The organism is Anoxybacillus andreesenii (assembly GCF_030813005.1).
GTDB lineage: Bacteria > Bacillota > Bacilli > Bacillales > Cytobacillaceae > Robertmurraya > Robertmurraya andreesenii.
The window spans coordinates 1-25,833 of sequence record NZ_JAUSTU010000037.1 but is presented as its reverse complement, the minus strand read 5'-3'; the positions used below and the strand labels follow the sequence as shown (position 1 = coordinate 25,833).

At 38.5% G+C, this 25,833-nt stretch carries 25 protein-coding genes; 16 read left to right on the top strand and 9 right to left on the bottom strand.

The window, feature by feature from the left end; translation table 11 throughout:
* Positions 1–477: 477 nt before the first annotated feature.
* From J2S07_RS20240 to dnaA, 8 genes are all read right to left on the bottom strand, one after another.
* Complete coding sequence (locus J2S07_RS20240; protein WP_307152215.1) at positions 478–1,563, bottom strand: HD-GYP domain-containing protein; 1,086 nt, start codon at positions 1,561–1,563, stop codon at positions 478–480.
* Positions 1,564–1,713: 150 nt separating this feature from the next.
* The gene (gene gyrA / locus J2S07_RS20235; protein ID WP_307152214.1) at positions 1,714–4,200 is read right to left on the bottom strand and encodes a DNA gyrase subunit A; all 2,487 of its coding nucleotides are present in this window, start codon (positions 4,198–4,200) and stop codon (positions 1,714–1,716) included.
* A gap of 109 nt (positions 4,201–4,309) precedes the next feature.
* Positions 4,310–6,232: a DNA topoisomerase (ATP-hydrolyzing) subunit B gene (gyrB, locus tag J2S07_RS20230; protein ID WP_307152218.1), complete on the bottom strand. Its 1,923-nt coding sequence runs from the start codon at positions 6,230–6,232 to the stop codon at positions 4,310–4,312.
* Between the two features lie 72 nt (positions 6,233–6,304).
* On the bottom strand, positions 6,305–6,556 hold the full coding sequence (gene remB, locus J2S07_RS20225) for an extracellular matrix regulator RemB (RefSeq protein WP_307152213.1): 252 nt from the start codon (positions 6,554–6,556) through the stop codon (positions 6,305–6,307).
* A 1-nt stretch (position 6,557) separates the two neighbouring features.
* Entirely contained in the window at positions 6,558–7,676 is a 1,119-nt protein-coding gene (gene recF / locus J2S07_RS20220; protein WP_307152212.1) for a DNA replication/repair protein RecF, read from the bottom strand.
* Between the two features lie 52 nt (positions 7,677–7,728).
* Complete coding sequence (gene yaaA, locus J2S07_RS20215) at positions 7,729–7,941, bottom strand: S4 domain-containing protein YaaA (protein ID WP_307152211.1); 213 nt, start codon at positions 7,939–7,941, stop codon at positions 7,729–7,731.
* Positions 7,942–8,070: 129 nt separating this feature from the next.
* Positions 8,071–9,207: a DNA polymerase III subunit beta gene (dnaN, locus tag J2S07_RS20210; RefSeq protein WP_307152210.1), complete on the bottom strand. Its 1,137-nt coding sequence runs from the start codon at positions 9,205–9,207 to the stop codon at positions 8,071–8,073.
* A gap of 188 nt (positions 9,208–9,395) precedes the next feature.
* The gene (gene dnaA / locus J2S07_RS20205) at positions 9,396–10,742 is read right to left on the bottom strand and encodes a chromosomal replication initiator protein DnaA (RefSeq protein WP_307152209.1); all 1,347 of its coding nucleotides are present in this window, start codon (positions 10,740–10,742) and stop codon (positions 9,396–9,398) included.
* Between the two features lie 591 nt (positions 10,743–11,333).
* On the opposite strand from dnaA, the gene rpmH reads away from it, so the two are divergent.
* The 11 genes from rpmH to J2S07_RS20150 all read left to right on the top strand — a co-directional run bounded on the left by rpmH (position 11,334) and on the right by J2S07_RS20150 (position 21,489).
* Complete coding sequence (gene rpmH, locus J2S07_RS20200; RefSeq protein ID WP_095314751.1) at positions 11,334–11,468, top strand: 50S ribosomal protein L34; 135 nt, start codon at positions 11,334–11,336, stop codon at positions 11,466–11,468.
* A gap of 171 nt (positions 11,469–11,639) precedes the next feature.
* On the top strand, positions 11,640–12,008 hold the full coding sequence (rnpA, locus tag J2S07_RS20195) for a ribonuclease P protein component (RefSeq protein ID WP_307152208.1): 369 nt from the start codon (positions 11,640–11,642) through the stop codon (positions 12,006–12,008).
* A 119-nt stretch (positions 12,009–12,127) separates the two neighbouring features.
* Positions 12,128–12,895, top strand: a complete 768-nt coding sequence (gene spoIIIJ, locus J2S07_RS20190) for a YidC family membrane integrase SpoIIIJ (protein WP_307152217.1) — start codon at positions 12,128–12,130, stop codon at positions 12,893–12,895.
* On the top strand, positions 12,892–13,509 hold the full coding sequence (gene jag / locus J2S07_RS20185) for an RNA-binding cell elongation regulator Jag/EloR (RefSeq protein WP_307152207.1): 618 nt from the start codon (positions 12,892–12,894) through the stop codon (positions 13,507–13,509). The genes spoIIIJ and jag overlap by 4 nt, the downstream gene beginning before the upstream one ends.
* A gap of 257 nt (positions 13,510–13,766) precedes the next feature.
* A complete protein-coding gene (mnmE, locus tag J2S07_RS20180) occupies positions 13,767–15,152 on the top strand; it encodes a tRNA uridine-5-carboxymethylaminomethyl(34) synthesis GTPase MnmE (protein WP_307152206.1) in 1,386 nt (461 codons plus the stop codon).
* 12 nt (positions 15,153–15,164) lie between these two features.
* Complete coding sequence (gene mnmG / locus J2S07_RS20175) at positions 15,165–17,054, top strand: tRNA uridine-5-carboxymethylaminomethyl(34) synthesis enzyme MnmG (protein ID WP_307152205.1); 1,890 nt, start codon at positions 15,165–15,167, stop codon at positions 17,052–17,054.
* 115 nt (positions 17,055–17,169) lie between these two features.
* Complete coding sequence (gene rsmG, locus J2S07_RS20170) at positions 17,170–17,886, top strand: 16S rRNA (guanine(527)-N(7))-methyltransferase RsmG (RefSeq protein WP_307152204.1); 717 nt, start codon at positions 17,170–17,172, stop codon at positions 17,884–17,886.
* A 159-nt stretch (positions 17,887–18,045) separates the two neighbouring features.
* Positions 18,046–18,903 (top strand): nucleoid occlusion protein, encoded by an 858-nt coding sequence (gene noc, locus J2S07_RS20165; protein WP_307152203.1) that lies wholly within the window; start codon positions 18,046–18,048, stop codon positions 18,901–18,903.
* Positions 18,904–19,092: 189 nt separating this feature from the next.
* A complete protein-coding gene (locus tag J2S07_RS20160) occupies positions 19,093–19,854 on the top strand; it encodes a ParA family protein (protein WP_307152216.1) in 762 nt (253 codons plus the stop codon).
* Positions 19,847–20,701 (top strand): ParB/RepB/Spo0J family partition protein, encoded by an 855-nt coding sequence (locus J2S07_RS20155; protein WP_307152202.1) that lies wholly within the window; start codon positions 19,847–19,849, stop codon positions 20,699–20,701. The genes J2S07_RS20160 and J2S07_RS20155 overlap by 8 nt, the downstream gene beginning before the upstream one ends.
* Before the next feature lie 68 nt (positions 20,702–20,769).
* Positions 20,770–21,489 (top strand): DUF554 domain-containing protein, encoded by a 720-nt coding sequence (locus J2S07_RS20150; protein ID WP_307152201.1) that lies wholly within the window; start codon positions 20,770–20,772, stop codon positions 21,487–21,489.
* Positions 21,490–21,512: 23 nt separating this feature from the next.
* On the opposite strand, the gene yyaC is transcribed toward J2S07_RS20150, so the two are convergent.
* Positions 21,513–22,142 carry a spore protease YyaC gene (yyaC, locus tag J2S07_RS20145; RefSeq protein ID WP_307152200.1) on the bottom strand — a complete coding sequence of 210 codons (630 nt, stop codon included), beginning with the start codon at positions 22,140–22,142 and terminating at the stop codon, positions 21,513–21,515.
* A gap of 222 nt (positions 22,143–22,364) precedes the next feature.
* Between yyaC and J2S07_RS20140 the strand changes: the two genes are divergently transcribed.
* The 5 genes from J2S07_RS20140 (at position 22,365) to rpsR (ending at position 25,420) form a co-directional block, all read left to right on the top strand.
* Complete coding sequence (locus tag J2S07_RS20140) at positions 22,365–22,562, top strand: DUF951 domain-containing protein (RefSeq protein WP_307152199.1); 198 nt, start codon at positions 22,365–22,367, stop codon at positions 22,560–22,562.
* 168 nt (positions 22,563–22,730) lie between these two features.
* Positions 22,731–23,831, top strand: coding sequence for a redox-regulated ATPase YchF (gene ychF, locus J2S07_RS20135; protein WP_307152198.1), 1,101 nt, complete (start codon positions 22,731–22,733; stop codon positions 23,829–23,831).
* Positions 23,832–23,990: 159 nt separating this feature from the next.
* Positions 23,991–24,278, top strand: a complete 288-nt coding sequence (gene rpsF / locus J2S07_RS20130) for a 30S ribosomal protein S6 (RefSeq protein ID WP_307152197.1) — start codon at positions 23,991–23,993, stop codon at positions 24,276–24,278.
* A 64-nt stretch (positions 24,279–24,342) separates the two neighbouring features.
* A complete protein-coding gene (gene ssb / locus J2S07_RS20125) occupies positions 24,343–24,849 on the top strand; it encodes a single-stranded DNA-binding protein (protein WP_307152196.1) in 507 nt (168 codons plus the stop codon).
* Positions 24,850–25,177: 328 nt separating this feature from the next.
* A complete protein-coding gene (rpsR, locus tag J2S07_RS20120; RefSeq protein WP_019157210.1) occupies positions 25,178–25,420 on the top strand; it encodes a 30S ribosomal protein S18 in 243 nt (80 codons plus the stop codon).
* The last annotated feature ends 413 nt before the right edge of the window (positions 25,421–25,833 follow it).

The window sequence follows — 25,833 nt, the reverse complement described above, 5'->3', positions numbered from 1 at the left end:
ACTCTCCAATAAAGAGTTGATATAGCTCATAAAAATTTGTTGTTTTAAAACAACTAGAATTAACGTTGACGTATGATTTGTTTAGTTTTCAAAGAGCAAGTTAAGTTCAGTAGATTTTTCATATCGCTCAGAGGCGACTTTATTAATATATCATTTCCAAATCTGAATGTCAATACTTTTTTTATTTAGGCTGTTTTCGCACGGATTGTGGTTCTGGAATGTCCTTAATACCGGCCATTCAGTTTCATACTAGGCGTGCGATACGCATAGATTGAGTAGCACTTTTCTCCGTTATTTCTACAGATAGACTGCATAAACAAGAGTTTTGTCTAATTATTTATTGTTCAAAAGCAACAATGTTTGAGAAAAGAGCCTTTATTTAAGTAAAAGAACAATCTCGATTTGGTGACTTGATTAAGTATACCAGCCTCATGCGCCTTCTTCAAGAGGAAATATGCGGTAAGTTTTAAAAAACAATTATATAATTTCCTCGATAAAGATATCTCTATTCTTTTCTAGGTGAATAATTTCTTCTGACTTTAATATTTTCACTAAAGGTCTTGTAGGGGACTTTTCCTCTATAAATAAAATTTCAGCAATTTGGCCATCAGAAAGTCTTACCTTACTTCCAATGGAACAATTCATGATGCCTGATTGTAAGGCTTTAATTGCGGGGATATCAAATTTCCCGAAGTTATCTTGAATAATCATCTCCAATACCTTAAACGGAGATTGCTTTTTTCGATAAAGACGGGCAGATGTCATCGCATGAAAAATGTCTGCTACCGCTATGATTTTCGCAAATGAGTGGATTTTCTCGCTTTTTTCCCCGAGTGGATAACCACTTCCATCAAGTCTTTCGTGATGTTGAAAAACCCCTATTTTACTTGCATCACGAAGGAGTGGACTTCCCTGTACCATTTTATAGCTATAGGTGGGATGGTTCTTTATTTCTTCAAACTCAGCGCTAGTTAAAGCACCGCTTTTATTCAGAAGATGTGAAGGGATTTTCGCCATTCCACAATCAGCCAAACACCCAGCTAACGCTAACTGTACAATATCTCCCTTTTGATAATTTAGCTTTTTACCTATAAATGCACTCAATAATCCTACAGCTATAGAATGCTGAAATAAGTACTCTTTTTCCGTAGAGAGATGGTGAAGCGAAAACAACTCTCCTATGTTTCTATCGAACTTTTCAATAAGCGGTAATATTATTGCTCTTATCTTCGTTATATCTAAAGGAAGCCCTGCTTGCCATGCACTAAATTCCTTTTTATAATCTCTGACTGCTTCAAGGAATGACTCGGATAACGTCTCTTGCTTTTCAGTTTCTTTTACTTCCTTTTTAGCTTTTTCTTCAACTACTTCAGCAGGAATAAAAGCCATTCCATTGACAAGTGTTTTATGAACTTTAACATCGCTAATAAGAAATGCATTCAAAATTTCAATTAATTCATCGGTTAGAACTGTTTTGTCTGGGATGATCGGACGATTCGTTAAACTCATTACGTCCTCAGACAATATGCAACCTTCTCGAAGCTCCTTTAATTTGACACGCATGGGGTAACACCTCAATGAGAATATAGTAAAACTGGCCTAGTTTTTATTTTACTTGATATAGAAGAATAAGGCTATATAAAGAAAAGCTGCAGAGCAAGGATTGGCTCTACAGCTTTCTTTATTTTTGTATTTTAGGATTTAAATTTACACCTATTCTTCCGTATCATCCAACATATTATCCTCATGCTGTTCAGGAGCTTCAACTTCTTTTTCTACCTTCGCTACCGTAGAGACAAACTCGTTCTCGTTTTCATCTAAGCGAATGAGCTTAACTCCTTGTGTGTTACGCCCCATTGTAGAAATATCACTCGTTGCCATGCGGATAATAACGCCACCCGTTGTGATTAGCATTAAGTCCTCTTCACCCGTTACGGCCTTCATGGCTACTAAATCACCATTTTTCTCCGTTACATTACATGTTTTGATCCCTTTTCCTCCTCTACCTTGAATTCGATATTCAATAGCAGGGGTTCTCTTACCATATCCATTTTTTGTAACAATAAGGATATCAGCGCTTTCCTCTAGTACCTCCATCCCTATTACTTCATCTTTTTGGTCAATCGTTATCCCTTTAACCCCAGTAGCCGTTCTACCCATGGAGCGAACATCGGTTTCTGGGAAGCGAATGAGCATTCCATTCTTCGTCCCAATAATAATTTCTTTATTTCCATCAGTAAGACGAACAGAGATAAGTTCATCTCCTTCTCTTAAATTAAGAGCGATGAGACCATTGTTGCGGATATTGGCAAAGGATGATAACGGTGAGCGCTTTGAAATACCTTCTTTGGTTGTGAAGAATAAGAACCAATCATCTACAAACTCTTCAACTGGAATAATGGCATTCACCCATTCACCTTTGTCCACCTCTAGAAGATTAATAATCGGAATTCCTTTTGCTGTTCTTGAGAACTCTGGAATTTCATATCCCTTTGCTCTATAGACCTTCCCCTTATTTGTGAAGAATAGAAGGGTATCGTGTGTGGAAGTCGTAATAAGGTGCTCAACAAAATCATCCTCATTCGTACCCATTCCTTGAATTCCACGTCCTCCACGCTTTTGAGCGCGATAAGTGGATACTGGTAGACGTTTAACGTATCCATTATGAGTGATAGTTACGACGATATTTTCACGTGGAATCAAATCTTCATCTTCAATATTTTCAAGACCCGCTGTGACAATTTCTGTTCTGCGCTGGTCGTTATAACGCTCTTTTAGTTCTATTAGCTCTTCACGAATGATTTCTAATATTTTTTCTTCATCCGCTAAAATAGCATTTAGTTCAGCCATTAATTGTACTAAGCCTTGATATTCATCCTCAATTTTTTCACGTTCTAAGCCTGTCAAACGCTGAAGACGCATATCCAATATAGCTTGAGCTTGTTTTTCTGATAAACCAAAGGTAGAGATCAAGCCTTCCCTTGCAATATCGGTTGTTTGTGAGCTACGAATTAAATTTATGACTTCGTCAATATGGTCTAGAGCAATTCGTAACCCTTCTAAAATATGAGCTCTTGCTTCCGCCTTGCGAAGCTCAAATTCAGTTCTGCGACGAATAACAACCTGTTGATGTTGCAAATAGTACTGTAAGCATTGCTTCAAATTCAACACTTTAGGATGGCCATCAACTAGAGCAAGCATGTTGATTCCAAAGCTTGTCTGTAAAGCTGTTTGTTTATAAAGATTGTTCAGAAGGACGTTTGCATTTGCATCCTTACGAACTTCAATAACAATTCTCATCCCATTACGGTCAGATTCATCACGTAAATCGGTTATCCCATCAATTTTCTTATCTCTTGCTAACTCAGCAATTTTTTCAATTAATCTTGCTTTATTTACTTGATAAGGGAGTTCATTAACGATAATAACTTCCTTACCACTTGATTTTTGCTCTATTTCAACTTTGGCTCGTAATGTAATTGATCCTCTTCCAGTTTCATAAGCCTTACGTATCCCACTTCTACCAAGGATTAAACCCGCTGTTGGAAAGTCAGGGCCGGGGATAATATCCATTAATTCATGGATTGTTATGTCAGGGTCCGTGCTAACTGCTAAGACACCATCAATGACCTCACCAAGTTGGTGTGGGGGGATATTCGTTGCCATTCCTACAGCTATTCCAGTAGTCCCGTTAACTAGCAGATTAGGAAATCGAGCAGGAAGAACAGCCGGTTCTCTTTCTTCTCCATCATAGTTATCCTGAAAGTCAATCGTATCCTTGTTAATATCTCTAAGTAACTCCATAGAAATCTTTGACATCCTTGATTCTGTATATCGCATGGCTGCAGCAGAATCTCCATCTACGGAACCAAAGTTTCCATGTCCGTCTACAAGCATATAACGATAGTTAAAGTCTTGCGCCATCCGAACCATCGTTTCATATACAGCAGAATCACCATGTGGGTGATACTTACCAATGACGTCTCCAACGATACGAGCAGATTTCTTATATGGTTTATCTGCATGTATTCCTAAATCATGCATCGCATATAAGATCCGGCGATGAACAGGCTTTAAGCCATCACGGACATCAGGAAGAGCACGTGAGACAATAACACTCATTGCGTAATCTAGAAAAGATGTCTTCATTTCATGACTTAAATTGATTTCTTTTATTTGTGATTTCGATGTTTCAGACATTCGGGGACCTCCTTTACTTGGTAAAGACTTTTCTGTTTAAAGTGAAAAGGATAGTGGCATTCCCCTCTATCCCCTTCACTTTGGATACATACTTCAAGATTATAGCGAGTTATACATCCAAATTCTTCACGTATTTAGCATTCTCTTCAATGAAATTTCTTCTTGGTTCTACTTTATCACCCATTAGGATTTCAAAGGTTTCATCCGCTTCTATGGCGTCATCTAAACTAACCTGAAGCATCGTTCTCGTTGCAGGATTCATGGTTGTCTCCCATAATTGCTCAGGATTCATCTCCCCAAGACCCTTATAGCGTTGAATATTCGGTTTAGGCTGTGCAGGAAGCTCTGCAAAAATCCGCTCTAGTTCTTTATCATCGTATGCATATTCAACCCTTTTACCTTGTTGTACCTTATATAACGGAGGTTGAGCGATGTAAACATAGCCTGCTTCGATAATTTTTCTCATAAAACGATAGAAGAATGTTAATAGGAGTGTTCGAATATGAGCACCATCAACATCAGCATCCGTCATAATAACAATCTTATGATAACGAGCTTTTGAAATATCGAAATCTTCACCGATTCCTGTTCCGCATGCTGTTATCATCGCTCTAACTTCATTATTGGACAAAATTCTATCCAATCTTGCCTTTTCAACGTTAAGGATTTTTCCTCTAAGTGGCAGGATCGCTTGAAAATGTCGATCACGCCCCTGTTTTGCGGACCCTCCAGCGGAATCACCCTCAACAATATAAAGCTCGCTTATGGATGGATCTCTTGAAGAGCAATCCGCAAGCTTTCCTGGAAGGCTTGAAACCTCAAGTGCACTCTTTCTACGTGTTAATTCTCTCGCCTTTTTTGCAGCTAATCTGGCTCTTGCCGCCATTAAGCCTTTATCGACAATTTTCTTTGCTACTGCTGGATTTTCAAGAAGAAACTTCTCCATATGCTCAGAAAAAATCGTATCTGTTACAGCTCTCACTTCAGAATTACCAAGCTTCGTTTTCGTCTGTCCTTCAAATTGTGGATCCGGATGCTTAACAGAAATAATCGCAGTTAATCCTTCCCTCACATCATCACCAGAGAGATTCGCATCACTGTCTTTAAACAATCCATTTTTTCGAGCATAATCATTGATTATTCTCGTTAAGGCTGTCTTAAAGCCAGCCTCGTGAGTTCCACCTTCATACGTATGAATATTATTTGCAAATGAATAAATACTCTCTGTGTAGCCATCGTTATACTGGAGAGAAATATCTACCGTAATCCCATCCTTTTCTCCCTCAATAAAGATTGGCTCCTCATGAATGACTTCTTTTGTACGGTTTAAATGCTCAACATAGGATTTAATTCCGCCTTCATAATGGTACTCGACACGTTTGTTCTCTTCTCTTTTGTCCTCGAGTGACATCTTTAGGCCCTTATTAAGAAAAGCAAGTTCACGAATACGAGTTGCCAAGGTATCGAAATCATATTCTACTGTTTCAGTGAAAATCTCCGGATCTGGGGTGAAATGAATGGTGGTTCCCGTGCGGTCCGTTTCTCCGATAATTTTAAGGTCCTCACACGGAACACCACGCTCAAATTTCATATAGTGGATATGACCATCAAGATGAACAAAGACCTCTAGCTCCGTAGATAAAGCATTAACAACAGACGCACCAACACCATGGAGGCCTCCAGAAACCTTGTATCCACCGCCTCCAAATTTTCCACCTGCGTGGAGAACCGTTAGAATAACCTCAACGGCAGGGCGCCCAACCTTTTTTTGGATCCCTACAGGAATTCCCCGACCATTATCAATTACTGTGATACTATTATCCTTTTCAATGATGGTTTGAATCTCCGTACAGAAACCAGCTAGGGCCTCGTCAATACTATTATCTACAATTTCCCAAACCAAGTGATGGAGTCCTTTGGCGCTCGTTGAACCAATATACATACCTGGGCGCTTCCGAACCGCCTCAAGGCCCTCTAATACTTGTATCTGATTCTCATCATAGGATTGCTCTTGTACCGTTTCCTGTTCCATTGCCACAGCCTATCACCTACACTTTTTAGTTACTTCATTAAAAAACAGAAAATCTATAAAAAAGCTTTATTCTCAAAACTCTTGAATCATTGTTGATCGCTTCTTTAAGGTTGCGGAAGCTAAAGGGGAGTAATACACTTTATTTCCCGTGATAACGATGGATTTGTACGCTCCCTTATTTTGCTGAAACATCTCATGATTGCTATTTTCAAGCAGCGCTTCCATATCCTTTGAAGCTTTTACTGTTTCCTTATCTAGAATGGCGATTATATCAGTTGCCTTTACGAGAATATCCTCGCCTAAATAAACATACAATGTTCTCACCTCATTGAATCTTTTCAATCTCTCCCGAACGAACCTTAAAAGCGGATGCCTCCTTTAAGGTTTGGTGATCAATTCCATCAACACTTGTGGTTGTTACAAAGGTTTGGACTTTTCCTTGAATCGTATTCAATAAATGAGATTGACGAAAATCATCGAGCTCAGAAAGAACATCGTCCAATAGTAAAATAGGGTATTCTCCTACTTCTGAATAAATCAACTCAATTTCCGCTAACTTAAGGGAAAGAGCAGTCGTTCTTTGCTGGCCTTGCGAGCCAAATGTCTGCACATCCCTATTATTGACATGAAAAAGAAGATCATCTCGATGAGGCCCGAATAATGTCACGCCTCTTTCAATTTCCTTTGATTTAATTTTAGCAAATTTATCCTCAAATACTTCTATCATTTTCGACAAGACTTGTTCTTCTGATACGTCAACAGATGGTTTATAGTGGATTTCTAACGTTTCTAAATTACGGGATATGCCTTTGTGTACGGGAGTTGCCCATTTTTCAAGCAAATGAATAAATTCAAACCGTTTCGCGATAATTTTTACAGCTACTTCAATAAATTGCTCCGTTAATACCTCTAGCATGGTCAAGTCTTGTTGTTTTTTCAATTGGAGGAGCTTTAGATAATGATTTCTCTGTTGTAATATTTTTTGATACTGACCGATATCATGCAAATACACAGGGGAAACCTGACCAATCTCCATATCAATAAAACGACGCCTAACCTGTGGGCTTCCCTTTACTAAATGAAGATCCTCTGGGGCGAACATGACAATATTCATATTCCCGATATACTGACTGAGTTTTTTTTGCTCTATATGATTAAATTTTGCCTTTTTCCCTTTTTTTGTAATAATCAATTCCATGGGAATGGAACCATGTCTTTTTTTTACTCTACCCTCTATTTTAGCATAGTCCGTATCCCAGCGAATAAGATCTTTATCGTTAGATGTTCGGTGGGATTTCGCCATCGCTAATACATAGATAGATTCCATCACATTCGTCTTTCCTTGAGCATTTTCTCCAAGAATCACGTTCACCTTATTATCAAAAGAGAGTTCAAGTTCCCCATAATTTCGGTAATTATTTAATTTTAAATGCTCAATATACATAGACGATACATCCTTTTGTTCAACTGAATACAAACAGTACCTCTAAGAATATTCATTCCAGGATAAATGAACCAAAATTTTGGATGTCAATTTTATCACCCACTCTTAGCTTTTTCCCTCTTCTTTGGTCCTGTTCTCCATTAACGAATATTTCATACTCACTTAAGAACCATTTGGCCATACCACCGGAATCAATAATTTCTGCTAATTTCAGAAATTGCCCCAAAGTGATATACTCCGTTTCAATTTTGATTTTTTTTGTCACGTTTTCACCTTTTCTTAAGAAGTCTTATTCTTCTATTTTACTAAATAATCCTCTTCTACACAAAGAATTGCTGAAACATGCTGATCTATATATGAAAAAGCCACCAGTGATACTGGCAGCTTTTTAAAATTAATAAGTTCTTACTGGAAGAATCAACTGAAGGAGGGACTCATCATTAATTGGGCGAATGAGGAATGGCCTCATGGCACCCGTGAAGCTAATTTTAATTTCATGGCCCTCTAATGTTTTTAAGGCATCCATCACATATTTAGCACTAAAGGAAATTTTTAGCTCTTCTCCTTCAACGGATTGTGCTTGCAGTTCCTCAATAACTTTCCCAATCTCCGGCGTGTTGGATGAAATTTCAATCACTTTATCGCCTAGTATTTCAAAGCGAACCACATTGTTTCGACCTTCACGCGCTAGAAGAGAAGCGCGATCAATAGCATGTAAGAAATCCTTGGTATTAACGATAACCTCTGTTTTATTTTCTGCTGGAATGAGCCTTGATGTATCAGGGTAATTTCCTTCCAATAGCCTTGAGAAGAAAAGCAAATGCTTCGCTTTAATAAGCACTTGATTTTCAGTAATGACAATCTCAACTAGCTCATTGTTATCGTCAAGTATTTTACTTAGCTCATTCAAGCTTTTCCCCGGAATAACCACGTTATAATTGTGATCCGACAAAAGATCAATCCTTGCCTTTCTTAAGGCTAAGCGATGGCTATCTGTTGCAATACAGATTAATTCCCCATTTTCCACTTTCCAGTTGACACCTGTCAAGACGGGACGTGTTTCTGAGGTGGACACTGCAAATACAGTTTGTCGAATTAAGGCCTTTAATAGGTCAGTTGGGATTTTAAATGAATTTTCCTCTTCGATTTGTGGCAATCTAGGATATTCTTCAGGATCAAGACCATTTAGATTAAACTCTGATTTCCCAGAGCGAATAACGATTTGGAATTGATTCAGAACCTCCATTTCCACAGTATCAGTGGGTAGTTTTTTGACGATTTCGCTAAAGAACTTGGCTTGTAAGACAATGGCTCCCGTTTCTTTAATCTCGACAATCTCATCCCCAGTTTCTTCCTTTGGAATAAAAGATTCAATGGAAATGTCGGAGTCACTTCCCGTTAAAGTGACTCCTTCTTCGGAAGCAACTATTTTTATGCCTGTCAAAATAGGGATTGTTGTTCTGCTAGTTACAGCTTTCATAACATCATTAACACTTTGCACAAGGCGATCCCGTTGGATTATAAATCTCATTTTCTTTAATCCTCCGTTTTAGCTTTTATTTTTATTTTTTTTAATAAAAAGTAATAGAAGTACTAGTAGGGCCTGTTATTATGTGGATAACTCGAATTTTGAAAGGAAACACAGTCTATCCACATGTGGATAGACTGTGTGTAAGCATTTAGAAGTTATTCACATTATTCAGTTGTAATAGAGAGAACCTAGATTTTGAGCAACTCATGAATTTCCTTCAATTGATTCTGAAATTGGGTATCCGTCTGCAACAAATTTGATATTTTTTCATGAGCATGAATAACCGTTGTATGGTCACGGCCACCAAATTCCTCACCGATTTTAGGGAGTGAAAAGTCAGTCAGTTCCCTTGCTAAATACATGGCAATTTGTCGTGGAAAGGCCACTGATTTTGTCCTTTTTTTAGCTTTAAAATCTTCTAATTTAACATTGTAGTATTCTCCAACTGTTTGTTGAATATCTAGGATGGTAATGATTTTCGGTTTAGAGCTCGGAATAATATCCTTCAAAGCTTCTGCTGCAAGATCTGCATTAATGTCCTTATTTATTAAGGATGAGTAGGCAACAACACGAATTAAGGCGCCCTCTAATTCTCGAATATTAGAATCAATTTGATTAGCAATATAGAGCATGACTTCGTTCGGAATATCGAGTCCTTCTGCCTTTGCCTTCTTTCTTAAAATAGCGATTCTTGTTTCCAAATCAGGAGGGGTAATATCGGTAATTAATCCCCATTCAAAACGTGAGCGCAAACGGTCCTCTAAGGTTGGTATTTCCTTAGGTGGACGATCACTGGAAATAACAATCTGCTTATTTTCTTCATGTAAAGTATTAAATGTATGGAAAAATTCTTCCTGTGTCGATTCTTTTCCAGCCAAAAATTGAATATCATCAATTAGCAGGACATCAACCTTGCGATATTTATTGCGAAATTCTGCTGCTTTATTATCACGTATTGAATTTATAAATTCATTTGTAAATTTTTCTGATGATAAATAGACCACTTTAGCAGATGGATTATGTTCTAAAACATAATGGCCAATTGCGTGCATTAAGTGGGTCTTACCTAATCCAACGCCTCCATAGATAAAGAGGGGATTATAGGCTTTTGCAGGAGCTTCCGCCACAGCCAATGAAGCAGCATGGGCAAAACGATTTCCAGATCCAATAACAAATGTATCAAAGGTGTTTTTTGGATTTAACATTGTTAAAGGAAATTCTGAATGATCTTCATCCTTCTTTACCTTTTTTGAAGGATGAGGTAACTCTATGTCTTCTTCTTGTTTATTTTGCGGAATAATAAATTTTACGCTGAGTTCTTCCCCAGTGATCTCATATAAAATGCTGGAGATTAGGTCGGAATAACGCTCTTCTAGCCAGTCTCTAGCAAACTCATTTGGTGCAGTCACTGTTAGTGTATCCTTTTTAAGAGAGTGGGCACTTGTTGCTTTAAGCCAGGTATCAAAGCTTGGTTTGCTAATCTTTTTTTCTATACTAGCAAGAGCCTTATTCCAAAGATCCGCAATATTCTCCAATCGTTTTCCCTCCCTACATACCAATAAGTAGGAGAAAAATGTCTTTACCCTACCTAATGAATTTTGAATTCCGAAATCAAACAATGAGGTCATTATGAATTAAGCAGCTACTATTGTGGAAAAACATATAATAAGGAAATAATGTGGTATTTCGACAATATCCACTAGCTGTGGACAAAGTTTTCCAAGAGGGTTGGATAAATTGTCCACACACTATCCACAAATTGTGGATAATTAAGTATTGCTCATCTTTTTATCCAACGTGAAAACACAACTATAATATCAAATAATCCCTTATGTTGCAATGGTATTTCAAACTTTATCCACAAGAAGGGCTACATGTGGATTTAAATTGTCCACATCCCTTTAACTTGTGAAAAAGCTGTCAATATTTGCTGTGGATAATAAAAATATTGTCGAAAGTTATACACAACGGGATACATAGCAAGAATTAATCTCTTATTTTTTGGTTCAAGAGCAATTAAGTTTGAGAAGAATCTTAATTTTGAAAGGGAGTTGACATTTTTAGGCTTTCCTCTATATAATTATTTAGACTGTCTGTAACAGCTATTCCTCAGGGAGGTGTCATATATGAAAAGAACGTTTCAACCAAACAATCGTAAAAGAAGTAAAGTTCATGGATTCCGTAGCCGTATGAGCTCAGCAAACGGACGTAAAGTTCTTGCTCGTCGTCGTCGCAAAGGAAGAAAAGTATTATCTGCTTAGGCCACTGTATAATCAGTGGTCTTTTTTCTAATGGCTGCCTTTTTTAGAAACTAATCATTTAGAGAAAAGTCTTTATTTCTAAATTCGGTAGGGAACGTATAGATATGTTTTGAGTGGATGATAATTCTTAATGATGAATAGGGGTAGCTCTAAAGGAAACTAGGTGAGAGCATGAAGAAAGAGTATAGAGTTAAGAAAAACAAGGATTTCCAGGAGATTTTTAAAAAGGGGAAATCCTTTGCTAATAGACAATTTGTTGTTTATTCCTTAAAGAAACCGGGGCAGGCTCATTTTAGAATTGGGCTCTCAGTGAGTAAAAGATTAGGAAACGCAGTCAAACGAAATCAAATCAAGAGATACATAAGACAAGCATTTCATGAGCTAGAGGATGATTTACAGCAGGAATATGACTATATCATCATCGCTAGGAAACCAGCGGCTACCATGGACTTTTTTGAGATAAAAGGGAGCCTTGTTCATGTGTTAAAGCTTTCGAAGGTATTAAAGGTTAGAAAAGCGCTCTCAAAATCGGAACAATAAATTTTATTTTTCTAAAGCGCTGTCTATTAAAAGATGATACAATACTCTTGATTCCTGAAAATTTAAAGAACATTTAGATTAGATTTCGTACAAGGAGGATTTCACGTTTGAAGAAAAGGATGTTTCTTTTAATCGGTTTGGTTCTACTATTAACCCTACTAACCGGTTGTACTGAGTATAATCAGCCGATTACTTCTGAAAGTGAAGGCTTTTGGAATGAGTATATTGTTTATCCATTATCACAGTTTATTATCATGGTTGCGAAGTTTGCTGGCAATAACTATGGGTTAGCTATCATCCTCGTTACCATCATTATTCGTTTATTAATTTTGCCTTTAATGATTAAACAAACGAAAAGCTCGAAGGCGATGCAAGCGATTCAGCCAGAGATGCAGAAATTAAAAGAAAAATATAGCTCGAAAGACCAAAAAACTCAACAAAAGCTCCAACAAGAGACGATGGCATTGTTTCAAAAGCATAATATTAATCCGTTAGCAGGATGCTTCCCGATTCTTATTCAAATGCCGATTCTTATTGGGTTTTACCACGCAATTAATCGGACAAGGGAAATCGCCGAGCATAGTTTTTTATGGTTTGATCTAGGTTCTCCAGACCCATACTATATTCTACCATTTGTTGCAGGAGCAACTACTTTCATTCAACAAAAAATGATGATGGCGGGCACGGCTAATCAAAACCCTCAAATGGCGATGATGCTTTGGATGATGCCAATCATGATTATCATATTCGCGATTAAGTTCCCTGCAGCGCTCTCATTATACTGGGTAGTAGGTAACATTTTTATGATTGTACAAACATATTTCATTAAAGGTCCAGATTTAAAGGAACAAAAAGAAACTAGTAAAGCGGGAGGAGCAAAAAAGTGAAACAGGTAACTGCTACCGGCCAAACTGTCGATGAAGCAGTAAAATCGGCTTTAGCTCAATTACAAGCAACAAAAGACCGCGCAGAAGTATCGATTATTGATGAAGGAAAAAAGGGGATTTTTGTTTTTGGTTCACGTCCTGCTGTCGTGAAGGTCACGGTGAAACTGGACCCGATCGAAGAGGCGAAGAAATTTCTTGTAGATGTTAGTGAGAAAATGGGTGTTAAGGTAGAAATCGAAGTTCTAAGAGAGGGGAAACAGGTTCAATTCATTCTCTCTGGTGAAAAAATTGCCCTTCTTATTGGAAAAAGAGGACAGACCTTAAACTCTTTGCAATATTTAACACAGTTGGTAATTAATCGCTATTCAGAGCAATATTTAAATGTTTTGCTTGATGCTGAGAACTATCGAGCAAGACGAAATGAAACATTGGTTCAATTAGCAGAACGGCTTGCACACAAAGCAGTCAGGACTGGTCAAAAAGTGGCTTTAGAGCCTATGCCATCCTATGAGCGAAAAGTCATTCATACCGCTTTAATGGAAAATCATCGAATTAAGACTTACTCTGATGGAGTAGAACCAAACCGACATATTGTGATTGCACCAGTAAAATAAGCAGATAACCTAAAAACACTGTACTTAAATTTTAAGTACGGTGTTTTTTTTGTGTGTATGGGATCATTTACATGATTGACGGATGTTCAAATATTGTTATTCACATGTGGATAAGTTAAAATAAAACATACGAAAATCGATGGATGTGGATAACTGAGTGTAGATACTTTATCCACAAAGCGACATATGGTATTCTATCATTTTGGAAATAGTGAATGATATAGAGACGTGGACAGGGCAAAAAAGAGGTGTAAAAAATGCAGCTGGATACAATTGCAGCGATATCGACTCCGATGGGAGAGGGAGCAATAGCCATTGTCAGATTAAGTGGAGAAGAGGCTATTAACATAGCTGGAAAGCTTTTTCAAGGGGTTGGAGAGAAAAGGCTAACAGATGTGGCATCCCACACGATTCATTATGGGCATTTGATTGACCCTAAGACAAATGAAGTGATTGAGGAAGTAATGGTTTCTGTGATGAAGGCGCCAAAAACCTTCACAAAGGAAAATGTGGTTGAAATTAACTGCCATGGTGGGCTTGTTTCTGTCAACCGCGTCTTGCAGCTGGTCTTAAATGCAGGGGCAAGGCTTGCAGAGCCAGGTGAATTTACAAAGCGTGCATTCTTAAATGGCAGAATTGATCTTTCTCAGGCTGAAGCGGTTATGGATCTGATTCGAGCAAAGACCGATCGGGCGATGAATGTCGCCTTAGGTCAAATGGAAGGACGCTTGTCGAAATTAATTCAAAGGCTCCGCCAAGAAATCTTAGAAACGCTTGCGCATGTTGAGGTCAATATCGATTATCCGGAGTATGATGATGTGGAGGAAATGACCCACAAGCTATTAATTGAAAAAGCAAGCTATGTTAAAAAAGAAATTGAAAAGCTTTTACAAACGTCTCAACAAGGGAAAATATTAAGGGAAGGGCTTTCTACCGTGATTGTAGGACGGCCTAATGTTGGAAAGTCCTCCCTATTAAATAGTCTTGTCCAAGAAAATAAAGCGATCGTAACGGATATCCCGGGTACGACACGTGATGTCATTGAAGAGTATGTGAATGTTAGAGGAGTTCCATTAAGGCTTCTCGATACCGCAGGCATTCGGGAAACGGAAGATATCGTTGAACGAATTGGAGTCGAACGCTCACGTCAGGTGTTAAAGGAAGCGGATTTGATCCTTCTTGTCCTCAATTATGCAGATGAACTCACCCTTGAGGATGAGAATATCTTTGCGGCTGTGGAAGGCATGGACGTCATTGTGATTGTGAATAAAACAGATTTGCCGCAAAAGATTAATTTAGAGCGAGTAGAGGAGCTAGCCAAGCACCATAAACTAGTAACGACCTCACTGCTTGAGGATGTCGGAGTCGACGAACTGGAGGAAGCCATTGCTTCTTTATTTTTTGCTGGTTCGATTGATTCAGGTGATATCACCTATGTTTCAAACAGTCGCCATATTGCTCTTCTCAATCAAGCGCTTCAGTCAATTGAAGAGGCATTAGAAGGGGTTCAGGCGGGAGTTCCGATTGATATTGTTCAAATTGACTACATTAAGACATGGGAGCTTCTCGGAGAAATCATTGGAGAAAGTGTTCATGATAGCTTAATCAATCAGCTATTCTCACAATTTTGTTTAGGGAAATAAGGAGGCAGCGCGATGCAATACGAGGCTGGAAATTATGATGTCATTGTCATCGGAGCCGGTCATGCCGGTGCTGAAGCAGGTTTGGCTGCCGCTCGACAAGGGGCAAAAACATTAGTTTTGACGATAAATTTAGATATGGTGGCTTTTATGCCATGCAATCCTTCGATTGGAGGGCCTGCTAAAGGGATTGTCGTCAGGGAAATAGATGCGTTAGGCGGAGAAATGGGAAAAAATATCGACAAAACCTATATACAAATGCGCATGTTGAACACAGGAAAAGGACCTGCAGTTCGCGCTTTAAGAGCACAGGCTGATAAATTCGCCTATCAGCATGAAATGAAGAAAACGCTTGAAAATGAACCAAATTTAACGCTCGTTCAAGGAATGGTTGAAAGCTTAATTATTGAGGATGATACATGTAAGGGAGTCATTACGAAAACCGGTGCGATGTATTATTCAAAAACGGTCATCATTACAACGGGTACCTTTTTACGAGGGGAAATCATCCTAGGCGAGTTAAAATATTCAAGCGGGCCCAATAATCAGCAGCCATCGATTAAGCTGTCTGAGCATCTTGAAGAATTAGGCTTCGAGCTGGTACGTTTCAAGACAGGTACCCCTCCAAGAGTTAACGGAAACACAATCGATTATAGTAAAACAGAAATTCAGCCTGGAGATGAAAATCCACGGGCATTTTCTTATGAAACAACGAAGTACATTACTGATCAACTCCCATGCTGGTTAACCTATACCAATGAATTCACCCATCAAATTATTGATGCGAATTTACATCGTTCCCCTATGTATTCTGGAATGATTAAGGCAACCGGTGCTCGTTATTGTCCGTCGATTGAAGATAAGGTCGTTCGTTTTAAAGATAAGCCAAGACATCAAATCTTCCTAGAGCCAGAGGGGAGAAATACGGAAGAAGTCTATGTTCAAGGGCTTTCTACGAGTCTTCCTGAGGATATTCAGCATCAATTGATTCGTACGGTTCCAGGCTTGGAACAAGCGCAAATGATGCGTCCCGGATATGCGATTGAATATGATGCCATCGTACCAAATCAATTATGGCCAACACTTGAAACGAAGAAGATCAAGAATCTTTATACAGCTGGTCAAATCAATGGGACATCTGGTTACGAGGAAGCCGCAGGTCAAGGACTCATGGCTGGTATCAATGCGGGAAGAAGAGCCTTAGGGAAGGATGAGATTATTCTTAGCCGCTCTGATGCTTATATAGGGGTATTAATTGACGACTTAGTGACGAAGGGGACAAATGAGCCATACCGTCTTCTTACATCACGTGCTGAATACCGCTTGCTGCTCCGTCATGATAATGCGGATATGCGCTTAACAGAAATTGGTCATAAGATCGGTCTTATCAGCGAAGAACGCTATCAAAAATTCCTTGCTAAAAAGGAAAAAATTGAAGCGGAAAGAGAAAGATTGCAGTCCATCATTATCAAACCAAAGCAAGAGGTACAAGAGCTCATCAAGAGTCTTGGTGGCAGTGAGCTTAAGGATGGAATTAAAGCAAGTGATTTATTAAAACGGCCAGAAATGTCCTATGCACATATCGCCCAAATCATACCTAGCGAAGTCGAACTAGACGATGAAGTGATTGAGCAGGTAGAAATTCAAATCAAATATGAGGGCTATATTGAAAAATCGCTTCAACAGGTTGAACGACTAAAGAAAATGGAGAATAAGAAAATTCCTATCGATATTGATTACGATGCGATCAATGGCTTGGCAACGGAGGCAAGACAGAAATTAAAAACAGTCCATCCTCTTTCTATTGCCCAAGCATCGAGAATTTCCGGGGTAAATCCTGCGGATATTTCCATTTTACTCGTCTATTTAGAGCAGGGGAAAATCGCTAGAGTTTCGAATGAATAGGAACCTTTTTAAGAGAGGTTCCTTCTCTTTACATAAAGCTTTTTCTCAAAATTGTTACAATTGCCACAAGCGTAATGAAAACAGCCATACTTATGAACAGGAACGGGGTTGACCAATGAATACAGAAGAGTTTCAACAGATGCTTGAAGAAAGAGGAATTCGTCTTTCACAAAAGCAAATGTCCCAGTATGAGACTTATTTTCATACTCTCGTAGAGTGGAATGAAAAAATGAATTTAACCGCAATCACAGACAAATCAGAGGTCTATTTAAAGCATTTTTATGATTCGATTTCCGCGGCCTTCTATTTTGATTTTAACGAAACACTACATATTTGTGATGTCGGCGCAGGGGCAGGATTCCCAAGCATCCCGCTGAAGATTGCTTTTCCTAATTTACATATAACTATCGTCGATTCATTAAATAAAAGAATTTCCTTCCTCGAGCATTTAGCAAAAGAATTACAGCTAGAAAATGTTCGTTTTATTCATGATCGGGCAGAAACCTTTGGCCAAAGCTCAGAACATCGTGAGGCCTATGATGTGGTCACAGCCCGTGCAGTTGCACGCCTTTCTGTATTGAGCGAGCTTTGTATTCCATTAGCAAAAGTTGGAGGAACATTTATTGCGATGAAAGCAGCAAATGTGGAGGAAGAAATTGAAGCGGGTAGAAAAGCAATAGCTACTTTAGGCGGAAAAATAATAGATATCCATTCTTTTACCTTGCCGATAGAGGAAAGTGAAAGAAACATTGTGATGATTAAAAAGGAAAAATCTACTCCGAAAAAATTCCCTAGAAAGCCTGGCATTCCTAACAAAACTCCAATTGGCTAGGTAAATGCTACTGAATAGAGTACCTTTTTTAGCAAAAATATGGCATAATTTTTAATAGGGAAAATGCAAGAAATGTGCTGAGAAAGGTTCTCATGCAGGAACCTATTTATAAATGTAGAATTTATTAGTTAGGGAGTTTCGTAAAGGTGGTGCAAAGTGATGAAGCAAACCTTCACACGTTTTTTTGGCCTGGGCGAAAAGGAAGATCAAACAGAAAATGAGCTAAGGGAACAGGATGATAGAGAGGCAATCCATAAGATCCCCATAGACGATATCGTACCCAATCGTTTCCAACCAAGAACGGTTTTTGCTGAGGATAAGATTGAAGAATTGTCGAGGACCATCCATACCCATGGAATCATCCAGCCTATTGTCGTCAGGGAATATGATGCAGGCAAGTTTGAAATCATTGCTGGTGAACGTAGATGGAGAGCAATGAAAAGATTAGGGTGGGATACAGTTCCGGCTATTGTTAAGAGTATGAGCGATACGGAAACGGCTTCAATTGCTCTGATTGAGAATCTTCAAAGAGAAGAGCTTTCTCCGATTGAAGAAGCAGTTGCTTATGGGAAACTAATTGAGCTGCATAATTTAACACAAGAAGCCCTAGCCCAACGTCTTGGTAAAGGTCAATCCACCATTGCGAATAAGCTAAGGCTGCTTAAATTACCGCAAGAGGTCCAGGATGCTCTACTTTCAAAGGAAATTACAGAACGACATGCAAGGGCATTAATCCCACTAAAAGATGGACAGAAGCAAATTCAATTACTCGCTGAGATCATTGAAAAAAATCTTAATGTCAAACAAACAGAAGAACGAGTCATTAAGCTCCTGGAGCAACCGAATGAGAAGCCAAAACCGAAACGAAGAGCTTTCAGCAAGGACATGCGGATTGCAGTTAATACGATTAGGCAATCTCTATCAATGGTAACTGACAGCGGTATTAAGCTTGATTCAGAAGAGGAAGAGTTCGAGGAATACTATCAATTCACCATCAAAATTCCAAAGAAGAAATAGGGCTCCTTTTCTCAAACATATCCGTACGAAAATAGACTTCTTTTATCATGAGAAATTAAACATCTATGTTTAGTTTCTCTTATTTTTTTCAAAAAAATGATTCTGTAATCTTTTTCATGATAAAATAGAATACATGATTGCAAGAATAGCATTTTTTTAGCATGAGTGGAAATGAAGGTAGGTGATACCGTGGGCAAAATTATTTCGATTGCAAATCAAAAAGGGGGAGTTGGCAAGACAACAACCTCTGTCAATCTAGGTGCCTGCTTAGCATATATAGGAAAAAGAGTTTTGTTAGTAGATATAGATCCTCAAGGAAACGCAACGAGCGGAGTTGGCCTTGAAAAAGCGGATATTGATCAATGTATTTATGATGTATTGGTAGATGATGTGGAGGCTCCTAAGGTTATTCGACCAACTGGAGTTGAGAATTTGTATGCCATTCCTGCCACGATTCAGTTAGCAGGGGCTGAAATTGAATTGGTTCCGACTATCTCAAGAGAGCTTCGCTTAAAGCGTGCTTTAGAAGAGGTTAAGGAACAATATGATTTCATTATCATTGATTGTCCTCCATCATTAGGTCTTCTTACTTTAAATGCATTAACCGCGTCCGATGCGGTCCTTATCCCAGTTCAATGTGAATATTATGCACTCGAGGGATTAAGCCAGCTACTTAACACGGTAAGACTCGTTCAGAAGCATCTAAATCATGATCTGAAAATCGAGGGTGTTTTGCTGACGATGCTAGATGCAAGAACGAATCTAGGTCTTCAGGTAATTGAGGAAGTGAAGAAATATTTTCAGGACAAGGTGTATCAGACAGTCATCCCAAGAAATGTTCGACTAAGTGAAGCCCCAAGCCATGGGGAACCCATTATCATTTATGATCCAAAATCAAGGGGAGCGGAAGTATACTTAGATTTAGCAAAGGAAGTGGCTGTTCATGGCTAAAGGATTAGGAAAAGGATTAAATGCTTTTTTTGCTAATATGGAGCCTGGAAAAGAAGAGGTTGTCAGAGAGGTATCTCTTAAGGAGCTTCGACCTAACCCATATCAACCACGGAAAATCTTTGATAAGGAAGCAATTGATGAATTAAAAAAATCCATTCAAGAGCACGGTATTCTCCAGCCGATTATTGTTCGCAAAAGCATTAAGGGCTATGAAATTGTCGTGGGGGAAAGGCGATTTCGTGCGGCAAAGGAAGCGAAACTTGAAAAGGTACCCGTTGTTGTTCGTGAGCTAACTGAACAGCAAATGATGGAACTAGCTGTATTAGAAAACCTCCAAAGAGAGGATTTAACTCCGATTGAAGAGGCCGCTGCCTATCAGATGTTAATGGAGAAGCTGGATGTTACCCAAGAACAATTGGCGAAAAGATTAGGAAAGAGTAGGCCCCACATCGCGAATCATATTCGATTACTATCTCTACCACCGAAGATTCAGCAGCTTATTTCGGAAGGCAAAATTTCAATGGGCCATGGTCGTGCCTTATTAGGATTACGGAAAAAGGATAAAATAACACTTGTTGTAGAAAAGGTGATCAAGGAAGGATTGAATGTTCGCCAGCTCGAACAGCTCATTCAAAATCTTAATGAAAATGTTTCACGTGAAACAAAAAAGCAAAAACAAGGCAAAAATGTCTTTCTCCTTGAACAAGAAACCTTTCTCCGTGAAAGATTTGGAACAAATGTTCATATAAAGCAAAGTAAAAACAAGGAAAAGGGAAAAATTGAAATTGAATTTTTCTCAAATGATGATTTAGAGAGAATACTAGAATTGTTAGAAGCAAATCAATAATTTCGGCCATCTTATGATGGTTTTTTCTTTACATTTTTTAATAAAATTTTATCAGCATAGGTGAAGCGATGTTTTTACTGGGAACCATGGTGAATGGACTATTAATTATTATTGGAACTTTACTAGGCAAGCTCTTACATCGAATTCCAGAGCAAATGAAGGGGACGGTTATGCACGGAATTGGGCTTGCTGTCATCGTTCTTGGCCTACAAATGGGATTGAAGAGTAACAACTTCTTAATTGTTATTTTGAGCCTAGTTTTTGGTGCGGTGCTAGGTGAATATTTTGACTTGGAAGAAAAACTCAATAGACTGGGGAATTGGCTTGAATTAAAGGTAGGAAATGGAAGTGGACAAGGAAGCATTGCCCAAGGCTTTGTAACGGCCACCTTAATTTTCGTTATTGGGGCAATGGCAATTATTGGTGCACTCGATAGCGGAATAAGAGGAGATCATGATGTCCTCTATACGAAGGCCATTATTGATGGATTCACTGCGCTTATCCTAACAACAACATTGGGAATAGGGGTAATATTCTCCGCTATTCCTGTGATTTTATATGAAGGGATCATTGCTGCGTTTGCAACACAAATTGACCAACTCATTCCTCAAGCCCTAATGGATAGCTTTATTTCTGAAATGACTGCTACCGGAGGCGTGATGATTTTTGCTATCGGTCTTAATTTAATCGGACTGATAAAAATCCGTGTTGCTAATCTCCTTCCAGGTATTGTAGTCACAGCCATAATCGTGGCCATTTTGTATTATTTCCCTGTTCCGATTCAATAGTGAAGGATGATTTCCGTTCTTCTCTATTTTGTTTGTTCTTTATTCCAACTGTATTGAAGATTGGACCATTCATGTTTTGGAAGATAGATGTTACTTGCCTCATATATCCCATTGGCAATGACCTTAGCCATATTAAGAACAAGGCTGAGTCGAGTGTTTTGGAGGACGAAAAATTCCATAAATCCACTCACATTTACGATTCCTGTGATATGCAAGTCGCCAACGTCAGGCAGTTCCTTTTTAACACCAGCACCGGGTTTTACGGGACCCTCTTGAACCTTGATCGTACCTACACTTTTTAGCCTACCTAAGCATGCATCAATCCCAATAATAATCGGATTAAAATGCTTTGCTTTGACTTCTTCTAACTTATCCGCTAGATTAACAGCATGAATAGGCTCCTCAAGGGTGCCATACACGTGAAATGGAGAAACTTCTTTTTCTTCCAGGAGTGTTCCAATGAGCGGACCTAATGAATCCCCAGTTGAGCGATCTGTTCCGATACAAAAGAAGACGATTGGACGCTTAACGATTCCATCCGGTAATAAAGAAACAAGTTCAATCGCAATTTTCTGGGATGCTTTCTGTTCATCATAAAAAATCCTTGATTCAGAATCATTGTTCTTAGAAAACAGGCTACTTTTTAGATTCATTGGTTCCACTCCCGCAAATTTAGTAGTATCAGTATACGAAGAAACATTCAATTGTATACATACTAGTTAAAAACCGAGCTAAAAGGACTGTGACCATTTAAGGTTTATCTACTAAAATGACGGGATTTTTTTATGTTTACAAACATTTTCTACAAACCTTTAGGAAAAATTGATAAAATAAATATAATTGTAGTAGAAGGAAGTTAAGAAGGGGTGACACGAATGGAACAAAAGGAATTCGGCTTAAATGATATAGTAGAAATGAAAAAACAACATCCATGCGGTACAAACCGTTGGAAAATTATTCGTTTAGGGATGGATATTCGGATTAAGTGTGAAGGTTGTTCCCACAGTGTTTTAATTCCTCGAAAAGAATTTTCACGAAAAATGAAAAAAATAATAGTGAAGCATGAGGAATAACTTCGTGCTTTTTTCTATGAAAAGCAAAGGATGGAGAACGGTTATTCATGAATGTTTTCTTGTCTTTTAGTAGGCAACTCTCTATAATTGTTTAAGGCTGAGCATAACCAACGAGACGATTTAATGAACATATATCGCAAAATATTATACTTTGAGGAGTGACTTTGGATGGCCTTGACAGCAGGAATAGTAGGGTTACCGAATGTTGGAAAATCTACACTATTTAATGCCATAACACAGGCGGGGGCAGAATCTGCAAACTATCCATTTTGTACGATTGACCCAAACGTCGGAATCGTAGAGGTTCCAGATTACCGATTAACAAAATTAACAGAATTAGTTCAACCGAAAAAAACGGTACCTACGACCTTTGAATTCACAGATATCGCTGGAATCGTGAAGGGTGCTAGTAAAGGTGAGGGGCTTGGCAATAAATTCCTAGCGAATATTCGTGAAGTCGATGCCATTTGCCAAGTGGTACGCTGTTTTGTGGATGAAAATATTACGCATGTATCGGGGAAAGTAGATCCGCTTGATGATATTGAAACAATTAATTTGGAGCTTATTTTAGCCGATCTAGAATCCGTTGAAAAACGCATTGGCCGTGTAGGGAAAATGGCGAAGCAAAAGGATAAGGAAGCGATGGCTGAGCTTGAGGTTCTTGAATTGTTAAAGGCTGCTTTTGAAGCAGAGAAGCCTGCTAGAACCGTTGAGTTTACAGAGGAACAATTAAAAATTGTTAAAGGTCTTCATCTTTTAACCATTAAGCCAGTCTTATACGTGGCGAATGTTGGAGAAGATGATGTAGCAGATCCTTCATCCAATGAATATGTGCAAAAGGTAAGGGAATTTGCTGCTGGGGATAATGCAGAAGTCATTGTCATCTGCGCCAAAATTGAATCTGAAATTGCGGAGCTTGAGGGAGAAGAAAAGGCGATGTTCCTCCAAGAGCTAGGAATTGAGGAGTCAGGATTAGATCAATTAATTCGTGCAGCATATCATTTGCTTGGACTAGCTACTTATTTTACCGCTGGTGTTCAGGAGGTGCGAGCTTGGACCTTCCGTAAAGGAATGAAAGCGCCGCAATGTGCAGGAATTATCCATTCCGATTTTGAGCGAGGCTTTATCCGAGCGGAAACAGTTTCCTATGATGACCTTTTAGCGGCTGGCAACATGACCGCTGCCAAAGAGGCTGGAAAAGTTCGTCTAGAAGGAAAGGATTATGAAGTCAAAGACGGAGATATTATTCATTTCCGTTTCAATGTCTAAATCTTTATTTTCACACTCTGTATTTGTACAGGGTGTTTTTGTCTAGCTCATCGCTATTGTGTTTATGGAATCATTGTGTTATAATTTCTTCTTGTGAGTAATGAATATTGCTCCTTGCCCTTTTTTTAGGGCCGTGTAGACCAAAAGGAGGTGAACGTGATGAGAGCGTACGAAATTATGTACATCATCCGCCCAAATATTGAAGATGAAGCTAAGAAGGCTCTAGTAGAGCGCTTTGATGGCATCTTAACAAGCAATGGTGCGGAGATCGTAGAATCAAAAGAGTGGGGTAAGCGCCGTCTTGCATATGAAATCAATGATTTCCGTGATGGTTACTACCATATTGTTAAAGTTAACTCGGATGCTGCGGCTGTGGAAGAATTCTCTCGTTTAGCTAAAATCAACGAAGATATCATCCGCCATATTGTCATTAAAGACGAAAAGTAATTCAACATATAGCAATAAATCAAAATGTTTCACGTGAAACATTGGCGAAAAGGAGTTGATTCTGATGATGAATCGTGTAGTTCTAGTCGGACGGTTGACGAAAGATCCAGACCTGCGATATACACCAAATGGTGTTCCTGTTGCTACCTTCACCCTTGCTGTAAACCGAACTTTCTCGAATCAACAAGGGGAAAGAGAAGCCGACTTTATTAACTGCGTTGTTTGGCGTCGTCCTGCAGAAAATGTTGCAAACTTTCTTAAAAAGGGCAGTCTTGCGGGTGTAGATGGTCGACTTCAAACACGTAATTATGAAGGACAAGATGGTAAGCGAGTCTATGTTACAGAAGTTGTAGCTGATAGTGTTCAGTTTCTCGAACCTAAGAATGCTTCAGGAGGAAATGCTGGAGGCTTTGGCGGTCAGAGAGAACAGGGAGCTCCATTTGGAAATCAGAATCAACAAAATCAAAATCGCGGCAATAACGATTACCAAGGTGGTTATACCCGAATGGATGAAGATCCATTTGCAGGTGGCGGTCAAATCGATATTTCAGATGATGACCTTCCATTTTGACAGGTATAAAAGTGAGTAATCTATAAAAGCATATAAAAATCTTATTTAATAGGATTTTAACCTAGTTTATAGGTGAGTAATCTATAATAAGTGATTAGTGGCTTTTAGGTGGATTATTCAAACTGTGTTATTTATATGAGTAATCTTGTCTAATTGTCGCCACTATAGGGATTTACACATTATACTATGTGTAATGTGTAAATTTCATAAAGTAGGGGGGTATTTTCCTTTCCTTTGGTATAGTGGGAATTGTAGATGAGGGTTCTGTTAAAGAATACAGGTATCGGTGACTTACATTAAAAATTTCTTTTAGAAGGAGGTATTCTAAATGGCAGGTGGAGGACGTAGAGGTGGACGTGCTAAACGTCGTAAGGTTTGCTATTTCACAGCAAACGGAATCACTCATATCGATTATAAAGATGTGGATTTACTAAAAAAATTCATCTCAGAACGTGGTAAGATTTTACCTCGTCGTGTGACTGGTACAAACGCTAAATACCAACGTAAATTAACTGTTGCTATTAAGCGTGCGCGTACTATGGCATTGTTACCATATGTAACAGGAGAATAATGGTATAATAAAGAAGCAGTTTGGGGATAAGTCTCCAACTGCTTTTTTTATATCTATGACAATTGGCTATAAACCTGATAGGTTTATTTAGTTGTTTTTCGTGTGAGTAATCTAGGTCTTTATAACTCCTCTACGGGATTTATATGCTATAATTTGTGTAATATATAAATCCAGCCAAAACAGGAATGTACTTCCTAACCTTGGTGGGCAGGGGGATGAAATGAGAGTTGAAAAAACCCTATCTTCTTTAGTATTAGTAGATTCTAATATGAGGATTATTCCAGAGGTTTTAAATTTTACGAATATTTTGGAACAAAAGTAAGCGTCAAATAGAATCCACCTGTTAGTGTATATAATACCTATGAGATAATCTCTTTAAATCAAAGTTTGAGGAGGTTTTTTATGTCCCAGAG